This is a genomic window from Geomesophilobacter sediminis (genome assembly GCF_016458275.1).
Lineage (GTDB): Bacteria > Desulfobacterota > Desulfuromonadia > Geobacterales > Geobacteraceae > Geomesophilobacter > Geomesophilobacter sediminis.
In genome coordinates this window covers 79,471-97,124 of sequence record NZ_JAEMHM010000017.1, presented here as the reverse complement: position 1 = coordinate 97,124, position 17,654 = coordinate 79,471, and the positions used below count along the sequence as shown (strand labels likewise).

Below are 17,654 nucleotides of genomic sequence, written 5' to 3'. Positions count from 1 at the left end.
GGGGCCTGCGAGTTGCACGCCCCGACGCTTTCCAGGAGGTACCAGCGAGGATCGGGGAGAAACTCATGAACCTAACCAAGAAGGAGATCTGGGCCGCGCTTGCCGGCGCTCTTGCGCTGCTCTGGATCACGGTGCTCCCCGGGTTGGCCAAGGGTGTCCGGACCATTGATTTCGGCCACGACACTCCGGGAGCGGAGGCCAAAGCGTTCAGCTCGCTGGTGGGCGTGTGGCATGTGGATAAGGACGGTCCCCGAACGGTGTACGCGGTAGACGGCCGGAACTGGGAACAGGGGGTTCTGGCCCATGGTGCCGCAGAGAAAGTAAAGGCGCTCTATGGAGCAGGAAGCGCAGAGTTCCTGCACAGCCTGGAAAACTTCCGCTACTTCCCGCTTACCGTCTTGAAGGAGGTCAAGAGCTTCAAGGAGGGGACCGTCGAGGTCTCCTTCAAGCCGGTCAGCGGCCGTATCGATCAGGCCGCCGGCATCGTCTTCAACTTGAAGCCCAACGGAGATTACCTGGTCATCCGCGCCAATGCGCAGGAAGGGAACATGGTGTTTTTCAAGCTGGACCAGGGCCGGCGCTCGACGGTGCAGTGGGCCGGCAAGGTATCTGTGCCCACCAACCAGTGGCAGACGCTCAAGGTGGTGGTCAGCGGCAGGAAGATCGAAGGGTATCTGAACGGCACAAAGTACGTGGATTATCTCTGGACCGAGAAGGTCGACGGGAGGCTTGGTCTCTGGTCCAAAGCCGACTCCTATGTCTTCTTTGACCGGGTCATAGTTGCCACGAAATAGGCTGAGAGTGAGACTCTTTTAGAGGGGTTAGCATGGATACGATTTTTATAGTTGGTGGGATATTTGTGGTAGTTGCGGCAATAATACTGATTACTTTCCAGGTTCGGTCGTTTATGAAATCGAAACACAATAAATAGACACAGACCGCCGCATCCCTGCGGAAAACGGGGGTGAAAGAGAGGAACAAAATGAAACGCGCATTGTTGCTTCTTGGCATCGTGCTGTTTGGTTTTACCTCTGCCTATGCCAAGGATGTCGATTGGAGCTCAGTAGAAAAGGTATTCGCTCAGAAGGGGAAAGCCCAGGGGAACGCGTTCAAGGTCACCTTCCCGCGCAGCGATCTGTCGGTGCTTATGGGCGAGGTCAAGGTTGAACCGGGACTAGCGCTCACCTCCTGGATCGGCTTCGACAAGATGGGCAAGAACGCCATGATGATGGGCGACCTGGTGCTTCTGGAAAGCGAGGTGGGGCCGGTCACGGCGAAGCTCGTCGAGCACGGTCTTAAGGTGACGGCGCTGCACAACCACCTGATCGGGTCGAACCCGCCCGTCCTGTACCTGCATTTCGCTGGTGAGGGAGATCCGGGCAAGCTGGCCGCGGCCATGTACTCGGCACTTTCGGTGACGGCAACCCCGATGACCCCGCCCAAGACGGCCGCAGCGGCGACCTACGACTGGAGGAGGGTGGAGGCGATTCTCGGTAGGGAGGGGCAGAAGAAGGGAGACCTGCTCCAGTACAGCATTCCGCGCCGGGAAAAGGTGAAAGAGCACGGGATGGAGATCCCGCCCTTTCTCGGTGTTGGGCAGACGATCAACCTCCAGGCGGTGGGTGGCAAGGTGGCAACGACGGGAGACTTCGTCCTGATCGGCAGCGAGGTGAACCCGGTGGTCAAGGCGCTCACCGAGCATGGCATTATGGTGACCGCCGTGCACAGCCACATGCTGTTTGAGTCGCCGCGCCTGTTCTTCCTGCACTTCTGGGCTTACGACACCCCGGAGAAAGTGGCCACCGGACTCAAGGCAGCGCTGGGCAAGGTGAACCTTGCCAAATGACATGAGCGCGAGCGACGTTGGCAGAAATGCAGAACCAGAGCACGGCTTGGTTCCGGTCGGGCTGTGGGAGCTCGTGGTCTACTTCCTGCGCCTGGGGGCAAGCGGATTTGGCGGCCCCATCGCACTGGCGGGGTACATGCAGCGGGACCTGATCCCGCGCCGCTGGATCACTGAAGAGGAGTACCGCGAAGGACTCGCCTTCTCGCAGATGATGCCGGGGCCGCTCGCCGCCCAGCTCGCCATGTGGATCGGTTTCATCCGCCACGGGGTGGTCGGGGCCTCATTGGTCGGCCTCGTTTTCGTCCTGCCTGCTTTACTCATCGTGGTCGTCATAGCCTGGCTCTACGTCGCCTACCACGGGCTTTCAGTGGTCCAGGCACTTTTCTACGGGATGGGGCCGACCATCATCGCTATCGTGGCGCGGTCCGCCTACCGGCTGGCGCTCACCACCGTAGGCTCGGACCGACGGCTCTGGGCGATCTTCGGCGTAGTCGCCCTGGTCACCGTAGTCGCCCGTACCGAGGTCGCCCTGCTGTTCGTCGCCGCCGGACTCATCGGGGTGCTGCTTTACAGCCCGCCGGGGAGTTGGCGCAAAGCTACCGTGCCCCTGGTGGGGTTGGTAGCTGCGCCGGGAACGGCGGGCCTTTTGGCTATCCCGCTGCTTCTGGAGCTGGGAGCCTTCTTCGTTAAAGCCGGCGCCTTCACCTTCGGCAGCGGGCTCGCCATCGTCCCCTTCCTGCACGAGGGGGTCGTTATGAAGCACCACTGGCTTACCGAGCGGGAGTTCTTGGACGCGGTCGCCGTGGGTATCATCACTCCGGGGCCGGTGGTAATCACCGCAGCCTTTGTCGGCTTCCTGGTCGCTGGGTTGTCCGGGGCGGTGATTGCCGCGGCCGGCGTCTTCCTGCCGGTCTATCTGTTCGTGCTCTTCGTCGGTCGCTACATCGTGCGCTACCGGGACAAACCCGCACTCAAAGGGTTCGTGAAGGGGGCGACCGCCGCAGCATCCGGTGCCATTGCCGGGGCGGCGGTGATCCTGGGGGAGGGTTCCATCTTCGATACGTGGACTGCAGTCATAGGAGTGGCGAGCATTTTGATACTCTGGCGCTTCAAACCACCCGAACCGCTGCTTCTCGCGGTAGCGGGGGTGATCGGAATCGTGCTGTACGGTAGGTGACACTACGTGGTCTCCGGATGAGATGGCAGATCGCCTCCGGGACAGATGGCATCTTCAGGCAGCGTACCAAAGTACGGCGCAGTAATGGCATGCGGTACCGGTCATGACAAACAAGTGCCAGATGAAGTGGCCATATTTTATGCGGGATTCCGCCGCGAAAAAAATAACGCCCGTTGTGTAGGCCATACCGCCTCCACCAATCCAAAACAGACCCTCTAAAGGCATCCGGGTAACCAAAGTGGGAATCCCGATGAGAATGAGCCACCCCATCATCAGGTACAGGCCCGTGGAGATAACGGGATGCAATAACCGGTTCATCACCTTCAGCCCTACGCCGACACCCGCCAATCCCCACACGAGTCCCAAAATCATCCATCCCCAGGTGCCGCGCAGAACGCCCAGTGTGAAGGGTGTGTACGTACCAGCGATCAGGAGAAAGATCGCTGAGTGCTCAATGACCTGAAGCGTGCGTTTCGTTTTGCCCACAGGGAAGGCGTGGTACAGGGTAGAGGCAAGGTACAGCAACACCATGGATGCGGCGAAAAGACTCGCTCCCATGATGAACCCGGGAGCCCCGCGTTGAACGGCGTGCGTGATAAGAGTCGGTGTTGCCATCACTGCTGCGACCAGTCCAATGGCGTGGCTAAGACTATTGGCGATTTCTTCCTTTCGTGACTGCTCGCGCGTGGGTACTGGAGCTGATATCTCCATGGCTTCTTCTCCAACAGTTAGAATTTTCGCCCTTGGCCGCCGTCCCCTACCCGCGTTGAATGGCTGCAACAGAATAATAGCGCGCATTGCTCGCCGTTGCATAGGCCAGGCAATGAAGGCAGGAGTGACTACATTCACTAAGGCACCTTATTGCGGTTCGCCTTCTAAGCAGTAACCTTGGGCACAAAAGGTTAAGCGGTAAGTTGCTACTTCCCTGAGCATCCTTGTGTGGGCGGCGATTACGCAGTCAGCGATGGCTGGATCATTTTGGCGATATTTTCATGATGGAAGATGTACCTGCCAAGAAGGAATCATTCCACATGGGAAAGAAAAAGTCTGCGACAAACCAGGATAACCAGACTCGCCAAGGCACTCAGAAGGAGGCCAAGAAGATTGAGGTCGGCATGGTGGTAGAGGCCGATGAAGGGGATCTTGGGCAGGAAGACATAACCGAGGCCAAAGTGACTGACATAGTTCATGGTCAGGCGGGAGATGTCGAGACGATAGTCGCTAAGAAAGGTACTTTCTTTCAAAAAGAGATTGAAATTCCATCGGAGCGGATCCAGTCGGTAGTGCAAAGTACGGGTGAAGACAAGCCGGGCGAATCGCCGGGTAAAGTCGTTTTCTCGGCGAGCGAAGCCGAGGTTGAAGCGTTGACGCCCGTCGGACGGGAAGCGTTTCCTTCCGAAGAGCCGTCCATTCCAAAAAACGGGGACGATCTGCTTGATCAGACAGCGAAAGCTCTGCCAACTGATGTTGGCCTGCGTAGCCTCGAAGAGGAGGCAAATCCGGATACGGATTCAACTGATCAGGAGGCAGCTCAACACGGGGCGCTGGAAACGGGAGCGATCGAGGGAGAAGATCGTGCAAATGCCGCTGTAGCTGGTGGCGACAAGGTCAAGATATTCCAGGTGCTGGGGCCGGGTCTTTTGTCAGGCATGGCAGGTAACGACGCTTCGGCCGTGGCATCATACTCCCTGGATGGCGCACAAAACGGTTACGGTCATCTCTGGCTCATGTTGCTGTCCACGCCGCTACTTCAAGCGGTTCAATTCGCAAGTTCCAAGATAGGGCGCATTCAGCAAAAAGGCCTGGCAGAGATACTTCGGGAGCACTACGGAAAGAAACTGGCAGTGCCCGCGGCACTGCTTCTGATTATCGCGAATATTGCCTTGATTGCTGCCGATTTGGTGGCTATCAGCGCTGGCCTTGAATTGATAACGGGCATCCGCTGGCTCTGGTTCGCACCACCAGTTGCCTTTACGCTGTGGTATGTCACGGTGTACCAGGACTTCGACGCGATAAAGAAAATATTCCTTGCGATGAGCATGATTTTCGGGGCCTATATCATCACCGCGTTTTATTCAAAGGCAGATTGGCCCACGGTACTAACAGGTACCTTCATTCCGCAACTGGATCTCAACTTTGCCTCTGTTAGTACCGCAGTAGCCCTGTTGGGCGCGACTATTTCACCATATACTATTTTCTGGCAGGTACAGGGGGAAAAAGAAGAAAAGCGCTCCGGTTCAAATAAGAAAAAGTTCCATTTCGCCGCCATCGACATAGCTGCCGGCGTAATCAGTGGCAACTTGATTGCCTACTTTATTATTGTCTCTACCGCAGCAACATTATTCACCAATCACCAGCAGATCCACACGGCGCTCGATGCAGCCCGAGCCTTAGAACCGTTGGTCGGCCCCTTTGCCAAGTATCTGTTTGCCATGGGTCTGATAGGTGCCGGACTTATAGCCATACCGGTGCTCTTGGCCAGCGCATCTTACGGCGTAGCGGGAACCATCGGTTGGCCGTCCGGGTTATCAAAGAAACCTTGGCAAAACGAAGGTTTTTATTTGATCTTGACGTTGGGGCTGGTTGTGAGCCTACTCCTGGCACTGATTGGTCTGGATCCGATGCAACTCATGTTCTGGGCCAATGTGCTGCAGGGAGTACTGTCACCAATCCTGGTGGTATTGCTTCTGTTGATCGGCAACAACCAGGTGATAATGGGAAAGGACAAACTGGGGTGGTTAACCAATGTGGGGTTGGTGCTTGCGGCGCTCGTCATGTCCGCAGCTTCGGTACTCCTTTTCTATGGGTTGGTAACCGGACCGGGTGGCGGCCCGCCGCCTTCCGGGTCTTAGGAATTGCCCCGACCGGAGAAGTTCGGTGAGTCCCAAACTACGGGGATCTAATTGCAGTTACCTGAAGACCTCCCGGTACAGGGGAAGTTCCCTTATACGATAAAAAACCAATTATGGCTCTTCAGTAACAAAGCTGTACATTTTTGAATTCCTGGACAGCTTTAGGAGCCACCTTTCTATTAGATCCCTATCAGTACCTAATTTTTCAGCAGCACGAGCTAAAAAAGCGTATTCCATTACCAATTCAGTTGCAAAGATACCAGGATCATCAGAACCAACAACAATTATAGGTCTGATAGCAGATTTATCAGTAAATGGAGGGTCCCATCTAAAAACAGGATGATCAGAGGTAGTATCAAAAACACTAATACATAAATTAGAGGTAGGATTGATTTCTATCGCAATTTGTTTTTCCTTTATAGAAATAAGCATAAAATCCTGAACTTCTGTGATTGAATTATTCCAATCAGCATTACAAAGAACGTTTATAATTTTTTCTCGTTTTTTCCTTACATCAATATTTTTCGAATACAATTCATGTAAGCGCCATGCTACCCTATTGTTATCTAGTTCGATTGATTTTTCCACATACATACCAGTTACCGTTTGCGGTACCGAGTCCCCACGCAGTTGCCATGCCTCCAAAAGTTCAGTAGGAGTTGCTGAAATGTTGTAAATTTGATAAGACAACTTTTCAATGAATGAATCCAGACTGTGTATTAAGGCCACGTTGCCAGTCTGCACTAGACATGATCTAAACCAAACGAGATTGTCAAGCCACTCTCCAGAAGCAATAAAAACCTCTCCTCCTATCCAGTCCACCCAGTTACTGTATTTAAGGCCGAGTGCTAAGGCATGCCCTAACCGATCGCCACTTCCCATACGCAGAAATTTAACAGCTTCATCAACTGTTCGCATACCTGACAATATATGCGCAAAATCTTCTCCAGCGTGATAAGTAAGACCAAGACGTTGTGAGGAGATAGTGCCTGAGTCTTCATAACCATGGCAAACTACGGGCTCATCCCTTAGATATTTCACCGTAGGAGTGAATGCCTCAGGACGTGCATGGTATTCCGAATTAGCAACATCCAATCCCACAATCAACTTTCCATAAGCAGAGGAGTTTCTGATTCTGTTTAAAGATAATCCAGCAAACCATGCCTTTGTTCGAGTTTTAGAGTAGGGAGCTTTGACAAAATTTGGAGTACCAGAGTTGTTTTCTTTATATCTTATAAAGTGAGGGACAACTCCAATCTTAAATTTATTAACTGAAAAGGTATTGGAAGAGGAAGCAAGCAAATTTCCATATCTAGGTGTTAATGTACTAGCGTGTGTGAATCTATTTGCCGAAGTTGGTAAATCTACCAACTTTCCATAAGCATCACTCAGTTCTTTTAGCTTATGCAATAACCCTGATGGGGATACTCTTACTTCCAACTTACTAACTCCACCCGTACGAGCGGCTTGCGTCATTCTGAATGTGTGATATTTATTTTCATCCTCCTCAATAGAACGCAACGTATTTTTTGAAAAGGTATCGAATCTATTGAATCCCTTAGCTACGACTCTTGGATGAATGTATTGCGCCCAAATTATATTTTGTATAATTAGATAAACATGCATGAGTACATGAAAATGTGGGTCATTTGCATTGATAGCAGCTTGAAAGGCATGACACAAAAAACCTCTTTCAGATATTACTGCCTTATTTTCTACCCCGACAAGAACTGCGGCTGGATCACCTTCAATAAGAGGGTTGGGCTTTAAAAATATTGATTTATTAACCGGTTCAGGGGGAAGAGTTTTAATTGAACTCAATCGCATTCTTATAACATCCCACTTCTCTATACCCCATTCCTTTCCTCTGGCATTACGATTATCTAAAAAATTAACGATTGCATTCCTAATATCACGGGCTGAATACAATAAGGGGATGATTTTTGAGTCCTTTGCCATCCTTGGGTTTTGCAGTAATCCTTGCCATAGCAAATGCGGTAAAGACGACCCGTTATGATGCCTATGAATTTCAGAAAGACCATTGTTTTTGAGTTCAGCAATAAATGGGCTGGTGATCTCTGGAAACAATGGGCCATGCCAATGTGATAAAAGAACAGAAAATGGCATATTACGTGCTAACAAGCTTTCATGATCAAGACATTTAATTGTCCAAGCATAACATAATATTGGATCTGTGTTAATTTCACCGAGAAGGTGTTGAAACCTTAGAATTTCGCCAAACTTTAAAGACACACAACCGTTTTTCCATTCATAAAAGTCTCGAGCAAGCTTACTTAGAACCACTTGATACAAATGCAAATCACTAAGGTTTTGAGTAAAATGGCTAACACAGTTGGTCATTTCTTCAACAGGAATAGAAGGGAAGTTAGCCGCAGAAGTAACGGTCAGATATGATTTGATCTTGTTTGTTAAAACTTCATATGAGGCTGAAGACGCTGCCCAAAGTTCAACAGCCTCCAAGATTGAGGAATCACTGATAGCAGTAACGGCAAGGTTTTGAGTTCGCGTTAATTTCATAAATTTTCCACAACAATATTACCTCGGTTGGCACCGGGGATTTCTACATTCGGGCTACTCCCAATCAAAATAAATCTTTTACATCGTCCCCGTCTGTTCCACTCTGCTCCTGCTGCTCCTGTTCCGCTTCTCCTTCAGGTAATTCAGTTAGTGGACCAGCGACTGCGGCAGTCTCAGGAGAGGGTTTGGCCTCTACTGTTGGAGGGAAAATGTATCCCCATACAGGATCTAATGACTTCTTTGTTTCAATAATCTTTGTAACCCCTTGTGGCGGAGTTGCCATTAGCGAGCAAAGCTGGGCGTAAACCGATGATGGAATTAAAACCTTTGCACTAGCTTTCCAGAAAGTATCATCTTCACTTAAATGATTTAATTCAGCATTCAAATATTCCCGTACCTCATCAATGTCTCTGATAAATGGTTGGAAAAGCGGGCAGCTCATCCAGGTGTATGTGAACGGCAGAGATTTGTACCCATCATCGATAAAAACTGATCTTATATTATCTACAAATGTTTTTTCTTTGCTTACTACACTGCTAAGAGATATGTTTCTTGATATGTTTCTGTAAATGCATTCTTCTACCAATATCGAATTAATGAATGACATTACCCATTGTCTAAGAACAAAACCAGCTGACCAATGCCTTGTAGGAACTTCAGACTTGATGGTAATAAAATTATCTTTAAGACGGACCATTATCCTAGCAATAATTGGGGGAGGCAAAATATCACTTACTTTGAGCGTTTTTTTCCAAGCAATCAACACTTTGGCCCATTCGACTACAATCTCATCCTTAATTGGAGCAATATCTTCCGATACAACATCGGATTCTTCTATGCCTGCATCTCCAACCTCAGAATACACAGGGTAGGTACGACGTTGCAAAATTTGTCGCAGTGTCGCATTAGCTGCTTCTTCATCTTCAGCCCTTAATAGATCATCAAGATGTCCCATGCCAACAATAAAACTGACATAAAACTTAGCTCCACTTTTAATTGAGGAATATCTATTACTAAAAAATTCAAGCAAAAATCTAGCATTTTCAGTAGCTGCTACATCAAAGTTTTCTAGCGATGGAATCACATCCTTAACATCAATCTTAGATTTACTTTTTTCCTTGACACAGAATTCATGTAGAGCATCTATCCAAGGTTTATTCCCATATTCAGAGGCTTTTTCAGCAGTAAACCCAACCATTGAGCGTTCTAAATTTTGTTTTTTACGTTTTTGCGTCAATTGAAAATATTCGTCACCGGTTGTTTGCCAATTTGTTTTATCGTGACAAAAAGCAATCAATCGGTTAGCAGTATCACCCGTCCTTTCTTCTAAATTCAAATGAAGGTAATTTATAGTGCTTTCTGACTCTTTGCCCCGAACCATATAATCAACGCTGTAGCATAAATATGCAGTCTTAATCGCATATTCGAGAACTGAAAATGGCGAAATCTTCCAGGATATAAATAAAGCTCCTTGCAACAATAAACCAATATGGTTATTTACTTCATCAACCTCCCCAGCATACCTAGAGTCCAACCTCCATAATTCAGCGGTGTCCATTGAATGACTAAGACAATACCGAGTCAGCCACTCTATGCCTCCACTCTCGCCTACTCTTGCAATGTCCTCCACATTTACACCCTTTTTGTAAAGTTCATCTCGGAAAACCTCCGACAACTCCAACCAATAACCACTCTCATTCTCTACGTTGCATTCAATTATCTGCCTTAAAAAACGCAGAAATCTGCGTGAATTAGATGGAATCAGTTTAGCAGGATGCCATTTTAAGGGGTCAAGACAGGTGACCCCACTCTCAAATGCCGCAGGTAACCCAAAATATGTTTTACTGAATTTAGAAAAAATATCAGATAGCGGCCCATTGCTTGCGACATCAATGATATTCCTTTTTGCTCGGGCATTTTGCCAAATTTTATGAGATATAGGTGCTAACGTGATCCTGTTATATGGTGGAAGTATTTTTAATAGATATTGCGATGTCAACTGATCAACTTGCTCACGATATTTTACTATCTTAGGGTAGTCCTCTAAGTCATTTTCAATATCCACAAGCGGCTTAATCTTCGACCATTGCTCATTTCGGCAAAGCATCTCGTACAGGTCCAGATTTCCTGATATTACGGTTATTAAGTACGGGTTCGCCAAGTACATTCTCAAGGTTTCTAATACGGGCCAGCCTTTTTGAAATGCCGTGTCCACATCATCAATAGACAACAAAAAAGCTTTTTTATTTAGTAGATTGGCACTAGATCTTACAAATAATGAAAATGCTTCAGCAAGCTCTCTTCCTGAATCGGCTTGCATTAATATTTCATACGCGAAAGAATCAGCGTCGTGAACTGCATCTTTCCAAAGAGAGTGCTGCACTTCTTTAGGAGCTAGCACCCTGAATTTTTTACACAGCTTTTGAAGCGCCTCATTCCATTCGTTAGTCTTGTTTACGCCGACTAGGGCTTTTAAAATAGCACTTGTGACAGTAACAAGGAATGTCTCTGTGTCCTCCATTAGAGTCGGATCCAGAAGATCTAAAGTCTGTAATTCTTTTATATTTTCTTGAACTTTTGATTTTAACGATAGAATAAAACTAGTTTTACCAGCCCCTCTCGGTCCCAATATAGTAATTGCGTCATGGGTATGGTTAGGGCCATCATCTTTTAGATTATTTGCACCAAGTTTTGCGACTAAACTTTCGACTATAGATACAGCCTTTGTCAGTTCATTTTTATAAAATGTCGCACCATCGTTAAATGATGTTGCATGCTCCGACTCTGTTAGATTAATAGTTATACTATATTTAAAACTAACACTCACAGCGTTCCCTCCACGGTCTATTGATTTTTGAAAGGTTGCGTCCATCAATCCGCTGCCCACAACCAAGAATCTGAACTGGATGTCACGGTCGTCATTCAAAGGTGGTACTGGTCATTAAGATACAAAATTACCTTGCCTTACTTCTACCGGGGGAAATGCCTGGTAGAGTAGAGAGCAGGTTTCACCCTGCCCTCCCTCATCAAACCGTGCGTGCGGTTTTCCCGCACACGGCTTTCCGATGTTCTTCACCCTAAGGCGTGCGCTCTCTCGTCCAAGCCGCTGAGGTCGGCACTTTGTACAGGCTATACTTCACATACAGTGACCTGTTTGGAAACTTGATGTATCCCGTCATACGATTCCTGACCTTATGCCGTTTCCGCAGATGCGTGATCAACCGCTGCTCTACATGGTTGCGCACCTGCCCCAGCACCTGAGTACAATTGCGGAAGTGGAAGTATCCGACCCATCCGCGAACGGTGGCGTTGACCTCTTTCACTACCCGATCCAGCAGCATTATCGTCAGGTCCCTACTTGAAGTCTATAGGGGACGTTGTTAAGAACTAAAATTTCGACTCCGGCACCCTCAAATCTAAAAATCTTAACAACGTCCCCTCAGGGGGTTCTATTGGTCTGACTTTGCCTGTTTAATCCCCTCTGCAATGTACTCCTTGGCGCGGTTGCAATGTTCAACTGCGTTGTCGCTGCATGACACACACATCTTTAACTCTATCGCCGCCGCGCCAAGAGGTACCTTCACCTCCATTGACGGCAGCCCATCAGACTCCCGTTGGTATTCATCGGCGACGGGCTGTAGCTTATGCATCATCCTTGAGCACGTGGCTATGTCTTCCAATATTGGGGAGGACCGGAACTGGTCCATTTTCCTTCCCTGCTTCTCCATAGCTGATAGCTTCTTTGCAAACTGTAGCGCTCGGTGCTTCGCGGCGGTAACTGACCGTTCGTTAAACTTTCCAATACGCCCGCCCTTGATGGTCAGCTTCACTGTGGTTTCCATCAAGTCTTTGGCAGTGTGCCATTCATTCGCGGGGGGTCCTGGCTTTAAGGCACTAAGCTCCGCGTGATAACTTCCATCACGAAACCCTGCAACAGGCCCATAAGCACCGCCGTCGAAGCTTCCATTTCTGACAACAGCATCACCTTGGGCCATAAATGGCGAGGACTTCCCGACGACGGTAATAAAAATGCGACTACCATCAGGGAGATTAGTTTTTCCAGCTATATGCAACCTTTTGCCAACCATCTCAATGTTCGGGGTAATGAATTGCCCCTTGCCATACGCCAACACAGGAAACACGATAAAAAAAGCGAGAAATCCAAGACACCTCACCATACCTTCCTCTCCAAGTGACACCCGGTATCGGGTGTACATACACATTTGAAAGCGCAACGTCTCTATACCAGTTGGACATTTTCCCGCAAATCCTTATTGCTCTCTATACTCACCCTGAACCTTTTGCTGGCCTGGAGAAATTCCGGCGACACAATACTAATTCAGGTAGCGGCGGGTCACACTTGAACAAGCGGAGAAGGCAACAGCGGAATAACTGCTGTCTGATTCGTTTTCCGCATTACAATCGCCGGAACAGCTTTCCCTAAGGCTGCAGAAATGAGTACGCTCTGCGGCGCGAATACCGAAGTTATACCAGCAAGTTTTGCTTATCAAGAAGTTTCTAATTTGATCAAAAAAGTGCAGCAGTTAGAAACCTGGAGGAATGCCGTCAGACCTACAGCTGAAGAGGCGAATAAAGCATCTCCCCACAACTCCGTGACGGAAGGGACCCCACCGTCATCGCCTACCACTCTATGTGTATATTCTCTCGATACTGCCAATATCAAAGTTAGTGAAACAGCAGCGGGAAATATCCATCGAGTGATGGCTCTCTTTTCAATGTAAAAACGGCCGGTTACGTGTAAAGGTTCCGGGTTGTCTCGGTAGGTGGGGGGGATGCCGCCGTATATGAAAAACATACGTTTGTCGGGGGAACGACCTGGGGTGCGGTTGTAATTCGCCGAACAGTACCTCGTAAAAACAGCCAGTTATGCGAATAAATCCGGCTTGGCCGAATCCTGGCACGCCTACTGCTATGTAGAGGGCAAAGGCAGTTAAAGAAAACAAAACAGGAGGAACGCCATGAAAGCCCTTATCAACGCCATCATTGCAACACTGGTAGCCACCCCCGCTTTTGCAGCGACCGGTTTCGAAGATCATAGCGGCCTCCTTTGCTGGGCATTCCTCGGGCTCTGCGCGATGATCGTAGTAGGTCAGTTGATCCCGGCAGTCATGATGCTCCTCGGCGCCGCCAAAGGGGTCATGAAACCCAACGAAGCCAAAGAACACCACGCCTGACGACCCCGCTACACCGCAGGAAGATGAAAAAGCCGCTCGAAAGAGCGGCTTTTCATTTTTGGTCGAGGGGATCATCCAATTTAATCGAAATAGTGCAGCGATTAGAAACCTGGATGAATGCCGCGCGCAAAGCAAAGGGGAGTCAAAGCATACTTAAGCCCCTCCTCTGCTTTCTGTTGTGGTGGTTTGCTTCGGTGTCCAAATAGCTGGGACACCCCGTTTGTTCAGTCCGGGTACTTGCGGCAACGGTCAGAGACCGGCCCCTGTAGCGCTGGGATTGCCAGCGGGGCTTTACTTTCTTCTTGTTGAGATAGTGGGAATATGGTAATTATAACTCGTTAAATTTTCAGAATTGCGGAGAACAGAATGGTTGACTTTATCAGAAAACGCTTACAAGTTTTCGTTTCATCTACCTACTCTGACCTAATCCATGAGCGTCAGGCGGCGGTAGAGGCTATTCTGACTGCTGGGCATATCCCAGCAGGAATGGAGTTGTTCAGCGCGGGCGACGAGTCGCAGATGGAAGTAATAAAGCAGTGGATTGATGAATCAGATGTTTACCTGCTTATCCTGGGCGGTCGCTATGGCAGCATTGAGCCTAAAAGTGGCAAAAGCTATACCCAACTTGAGTACGAATATGCACTAGATCAAGGCAAACCAGCTTTTGCTTGTGTAATAAACGAGACTACTGTCGACAAAAGAGCTTTGAACTTGGGATGCTTGGACCTTGTTGAAAGAGAGAATCCGCAAAAACTAAAGGAATTTCGAGACTTTGTTCTTGGCAAGATCGTTAGGTTCTGGGATGATGTCAAAGATATAAAACTTACCATAGGTGAAACGCTTGCTCACCTTTCTAGAAGAGAGGATTTGGTAGGTTGGGTTCGTGCTACAGAACAGGTGAACGTACCTGCTCTCGCAGATGAAATAGCAAGACTAAGCAAGGAAAATGCTACATTAAGAAATCAACTTGAGCGTAGTAAGTCAGACGTTATTATTAAGGGTCTAACATTTGAGCAAGTCAAAGAGATACTGAAAAGTAAAAACCTCCTTGATTTCATTGTAGATAAAAGGATTAATCTTGTGCAAGGTTTAAAGATGTTTGAATATCCTGCTGAGGTTCAGCAGCTTGTAGCAATGGGCTTGGCCGAAGTGAACCACACGCTAAAGAAACACGTATTTACTGAAGCAGGCTTCGTATTTATGAACATGATTGAGTTAGAGCAAATAACAAAATCCAAATGTGTCCAAGACTAATATTTTGAAGGGAGTAAATCAAATGGAAAACTTTGCAGCTGGGTCAGTGGTTCAACTTAAATCGGGTGGTCCTACAATGACCATTAAATTCATTGAGGAAGGTGATGCATATTGTGAGTGGTTTTCTGGGGATAAGGTAGAAGGCCATAGCTTCCCTGTTCAATCACTGAAACCGGCACAGTAAACTGAGAGTCTTGCACTCAGCCGCTCAAATAGAAACCGGTGTGCATGAGGCGTCCGCCCGTCCTGGCCCTGGCGATTCTCCCCCATATGAGTGGGCCGGGTTGGCTCCGGGAATACTGAGCCGAGGATGCGGTCTCGGCAATAAGCCCGGACTATAGGAGGTCTAGGGTTCTATAGAGTCCCTAGAGAGGCCATCATTGCAACACTGGTAGCCACCCCCGCTTTTGCAGCGACCGGTTTCGAAGATCATAGCGGCCTCCTTTGCTGGGCATTCCTCGGACTCTGCGCGATGATCGTAGTAGGTCAGTTGATCCCGGCAGTCATGATGCTGCTCGGCGCCGCCAAAGGGGTCATGAAACCCAACGAAGCCAAAGAACACCACGCCTGACGACCCCGCCCAACCGCAGGGAAGTGAAAAAGCCGCTCGAAAGAGCGGCTTTTCATTTTTGGTCGAGGGGATCTTCTAATTTAATCAAAATAGTGCAGCGATTAGAAACCTGGATACATGCCGCGCGCAAAGCAAAGGGGACAGCCTGCTTTTTCAAAGCAAGCTGTCCCCTTCCTGTAGGCCCCGGACAATGTCTTTAGGGAGGAACTCTATGAGCAATAGAATTGATATTACATGGTTACCAGAACCTGAAGAATAAATTTATCCTGCCGGGGATCTTACCTTTCCTTGATTTATGATAAATAATAGGTAGATGACCTTGTGGACTGAACTGCACAAGACGCCTATGATTCAATTCAAAGCAAAGGATATCTATCAGGGCCTCGGGGTTGTCCCTTTTGGGAGTCAGTAATTCTCATTGAGGTAGATGGATTTACCCACGGACGATCTGCTAAGGAAAATCTATGGCAACCGCGCCTAAAGTGAGCTTCCGACTCCCATTCCTTCAGGGCATTCTCCCGGTTGATCGCTCTCAGGTGAGGGCCGATATCGTCGCCGGCGTCACGTTGGCGGCCTTGGCCATCCCCGAAGTTATGGGGTACACGAAAATTTCCGAAACTCCGGTAGTCACCGGCCTCTATACCATTCTTATCCCCATGATCCTCTATGCGCTTTTCGGAGCCTCCCGCCATCTGGTGGTCGGTGCCGACTCCGCCACGGCTGCAATTCTGGCCGGCTCCCTGACCGGTATGGCGACGCCAGGGTCGACCGAATGGCTCGCCCTGTCAGGCACTCTGGCGCTGCTGACTGCCGCCTTTCTGTTTTTGGCCAGCCTCGCCCGACTGGGGTTCCTGGCTGATTTTCTTTCCCGTACCGTTCTCGTTGGATTTTTTACCGGGGTAGGCATTCAGGTCTGCGCGGGAGAAATTTCCGGCATGCTCGGGCTGCCGGGTGGAGGACACGGCACCATCCGCCATCTCATCGCCGACACGCAGAACATAGGCCAGGCCAGCCCGGCCGATTTCGCGATATCGGTAGCCGTACTTGTTATCGTCGTCGGTTCCCGAAAGTTCTCCAAGATGATCCCGGGTGCCTTGATTGCCGTCGTCGGTGCCATAATCGCCACCTGGGTTTTCAACCTCGAAAGCAAAGGGGTCCATGTGCTCGGCCTCATTCCGAGCGGCCTGCCAAGGATAGGTCTGCCGGAAACGATAGGGAGCTGGGCCCTTCTTCGGAAACTCCTTCCCACCGCCTTCATGATGTTCGTGGTCGTCCTGGCCCAGAGCGCCGCCACCTCCCGTGCCTATGCGACTCGCGAAAACGAAGATTTCGACCAAAATGTCGACCTTATGGGGCTTTGCCTTGCCAATGTTGGCGCCGGTCTGTCTGGGACGTTCGTCGTCAACGGTAGTCCGACCAAGACCCAGATGGTGGAAAGCGCAGGCGGGCGCAGCCAGTTGTCGCAGCTCACCACGGGTCTTCTGGTCCTCATGGTGCTGCTTTTTCTCACGGGTCCTCTGGCGTACCTGCCGACCGCCGCCCTCTCAACCATAGTTTTCCTGATCGGCGTGGAACTCATCGATGCCAAAGGCATGCGCCGGATATTTGCGGCGCGTCCCTGGGAATTCTGGGTGGCCCTGACCACCGCCTTGTCCGTTGTATTTGCCGGAGTGGAACAGAGCATTTTGCTGGCCATTGTCCTGTCGCTCATGGTCCACACGCGTCATGGCTACCTGATGAACAACATGATCCTGGTCCGCGATGAAAAAAACGGGTTGCGACAGCAGAAGGTTACCGCTCCCGAACAAGTTCAACCTGGCTTGATGATCTACCGCTTCATGCACAGCATGTACTACGCCAACGCCCATGTGCTGACCGGAGAGGTCATGGAGCTTGCCAGGGGGGCGACCCCCGCACTTGTCTGGTTCTGCATTGATGCGGCAGCGGTTGACGATGTCGACTTCACGGCGGCCGAATCGCTGCGCGATCTTTACGGTTCTCTGGCCGAAGCGGGGGTTCGGCTCGTGTTTTGCGAACTCATCGACGAAGTACAGGCGGAATTTGACCGGTCCCAACTTACCGACCTGCTGGGGAGGGATGCTTTTTTCCCGACACCTGCCGCCGTTGTGGCTGCCTACGGTCTAAGAGCTACTGATGAAATATCAGCCCCTCATGGAGGCTCAAAATGACCTAGTCAGGTGACCGCTCTTACCCACAGATT

At 49.6% G+C, this 17,654-nt stretch carries 13 protein-coding genes; 8 read left to right on the top strand and 5 right to left on the bottom strand.

Annotation, left to right across the window (positions count from 1 at the left end):
- Positions 1-65 precede the first annotated feature (65 nt).
- From JFN93_RS19115 to chrA, 3 genes are all read left to right on the top strand, one after another.
- Complete coding sequence (locus tag JFN93_RS19115; RefSeq protein ID WP_199385732.1) at positions 66-794, top strand: LamG domain-containing protein; 729 nt, start codon at positions 66-68, stop codon at positions 792-794.
- Positions 795-982: 188 nt separating this feature from the next.
- Entirely contained in the window at positions 983-1,846 is an 864-nt protein-coding gene (locus tag JFN93_RS19110) for a DUF1259 domain-containing protein (RefSeq protein ID WP_199385731.1), read from the top strand.
- Between the two features lie 46 nt (positions 1,847-1,892).
- Positions 1,893-3,023, top strand: a complete 1,131-nt coding sequence (gene chrA, locus JFN93_RS19105; protein ID WP_199385730.1) for a chromate efflux transporter — start codon at positions 1,893-1,895, stop codon at positions 3,021-3,023.
- Between the two features lie 54 nt (positions 3,024-3,077).
- Here the strand turns inward: chrA and trhA are convergent, their stop codons facing one another.
- Positions 3,078-3,734 (bottom strand): PAQR family membrane homeostasis protein TrhA, encoded by a 657-nt coding sequence (gene trhA, locus JFN93_RS19100; protein WP_199385729.1) that lies wholly within the window; start codon positions 3,732-3,734, stop codon positions 3,078-3,080.
- Positions 3,735-4,015: 281 nt separating this feature from the next.
- Here trhA and JFN93_RS19095 point away from each other — a divergent pair, with 281 nt between their 5' ends.
- The gene (locus JFN93_RS19095) at positions 4,016-5,875 is read left to right on the top strand and encodes an NRAMP family divalent metal transporter (RefSeq protein WP_199385728.1); all 1,860 of its coding nucleotides are present in this window, start codon (positions 4,016-4,018) and stop codon (positions 5,873-5,875) included.
- Positions 5,876-5,986: 111 nt separating this feature from the next.
- Here the strand turns inward: JFN93_RS19095 and JFN93_RS19090 are convergent, their stop codons facing one another.
- The 4 genes from JFN93_RS19090 to JFN93_RS19075 form a co-directional block, all read right to left on the bottom strand.
- Positions 5,987-8,413, bottom strand: a complete 2,427-nt coding sequence (locus JFN93_RS19090; RefSeq protein ID WP_199385727.1) for an amidohydrolase family protein — start codon at positions 8,411-8,413, stop codon at positions 5,987-5,989.
- Positions 8,414-8,477: 64 nt separating this feature from the next.
- Positions 8,478-11,285 carry a hypothetical protein gene (locus JFN93_RS19085; RefSeq protein WP_199385726.1) on the bottom strand — a complete coding sequence of 936 codons (2,808 nt, stop codon included), beginning with the start codon at positions 11,283-11,285 and terminating at the stop codon, positions 8,478-8,480.
- Between the two features lie 205 nt (positions 11,286-11,490).
- The gene (locus JFN93_RS19080) at positions 11,491-11,754 is read right to left on the bottom strand and encodes a group II intron maturase-specific domain-containing protein (RefSeq protein ID WP_199385725.1); all 264 of its coding nucleotides are present in this window, start codon (positions 11,752-11,754) and stop codon (positions 11,491-11,493) included.
- Positions 11,755-11,862: 108 nt separating this feature from the next.
- Positions 11,863-12,591: a hypothetical protein gene (locus JFN93_RS19075; RefSeq protein ID WP_199385724.1), complete on the bottom strand. Its 729-nt coding sequence runs from the start codon at positions 12,589-12,591 to the stop codon at positions 11,863-11,865.
- An 801-nt stretch (positions 12,592-13,392) separates the two neighbouring features.
- Here JFN93_RS19075 and JFN93_RS19070 point away from each other — a divergent pair.
- The 4 genes from JFN93_RS19070 to JFN93_RS19050 all read left to right on the top strand — a co-directional run bounded on the left by JFN93_RS19070 (position 13,393) and on the right by JFN93_RS19050 (position 17,622).
- A complete protein-coding gene (locus JFN93_RS19070; RefSeq protein WP_199385723.1) occupies positions 13,393-13,608 on the top strand; it encodes a hypothetical protein in 216 nt (71 codons plus the stop codon).
- Positions 13,609-13,974: 366 nt separating this feature from the next.
- Positions 13,975-14,862, top strand: coding sequence for a DUF4062 domain-containing protein (locus JFN93_RS19065; RefSeq protein WP_199385722.1), 888 nt, complete (start codon positions 13,975-13,977; stop codon positions 14,860-14,862).
- A 22-nt stretch (positions 14,863-14,884) separates the two neighbouring features.
- Complete coding sequence (locus tag JFN93_RS26125; RefSeq protein ID WP_199385721.1) at positions 14,885-15,046, top strand: YodC family protein; 162 nt, start codon at positions 14,885-14,887, stop codon at positions 15,044-15,046.
- A gap of 851 nt (positions 15,047-15,897) precedes the next feature.
- Complete coding sequence (locus JFN93_RS19050; RefSeq protein ID WP_199385720.1) at positions 15,898-17,622, top strand: SulP family inorganic anion transporter; 1,725 nt, start codon at positions 15,898-15,900, stop codon at positions 17,620-17,622.
- Positions 17,623-17,654 lie beyond the last annotated feature (32 nt).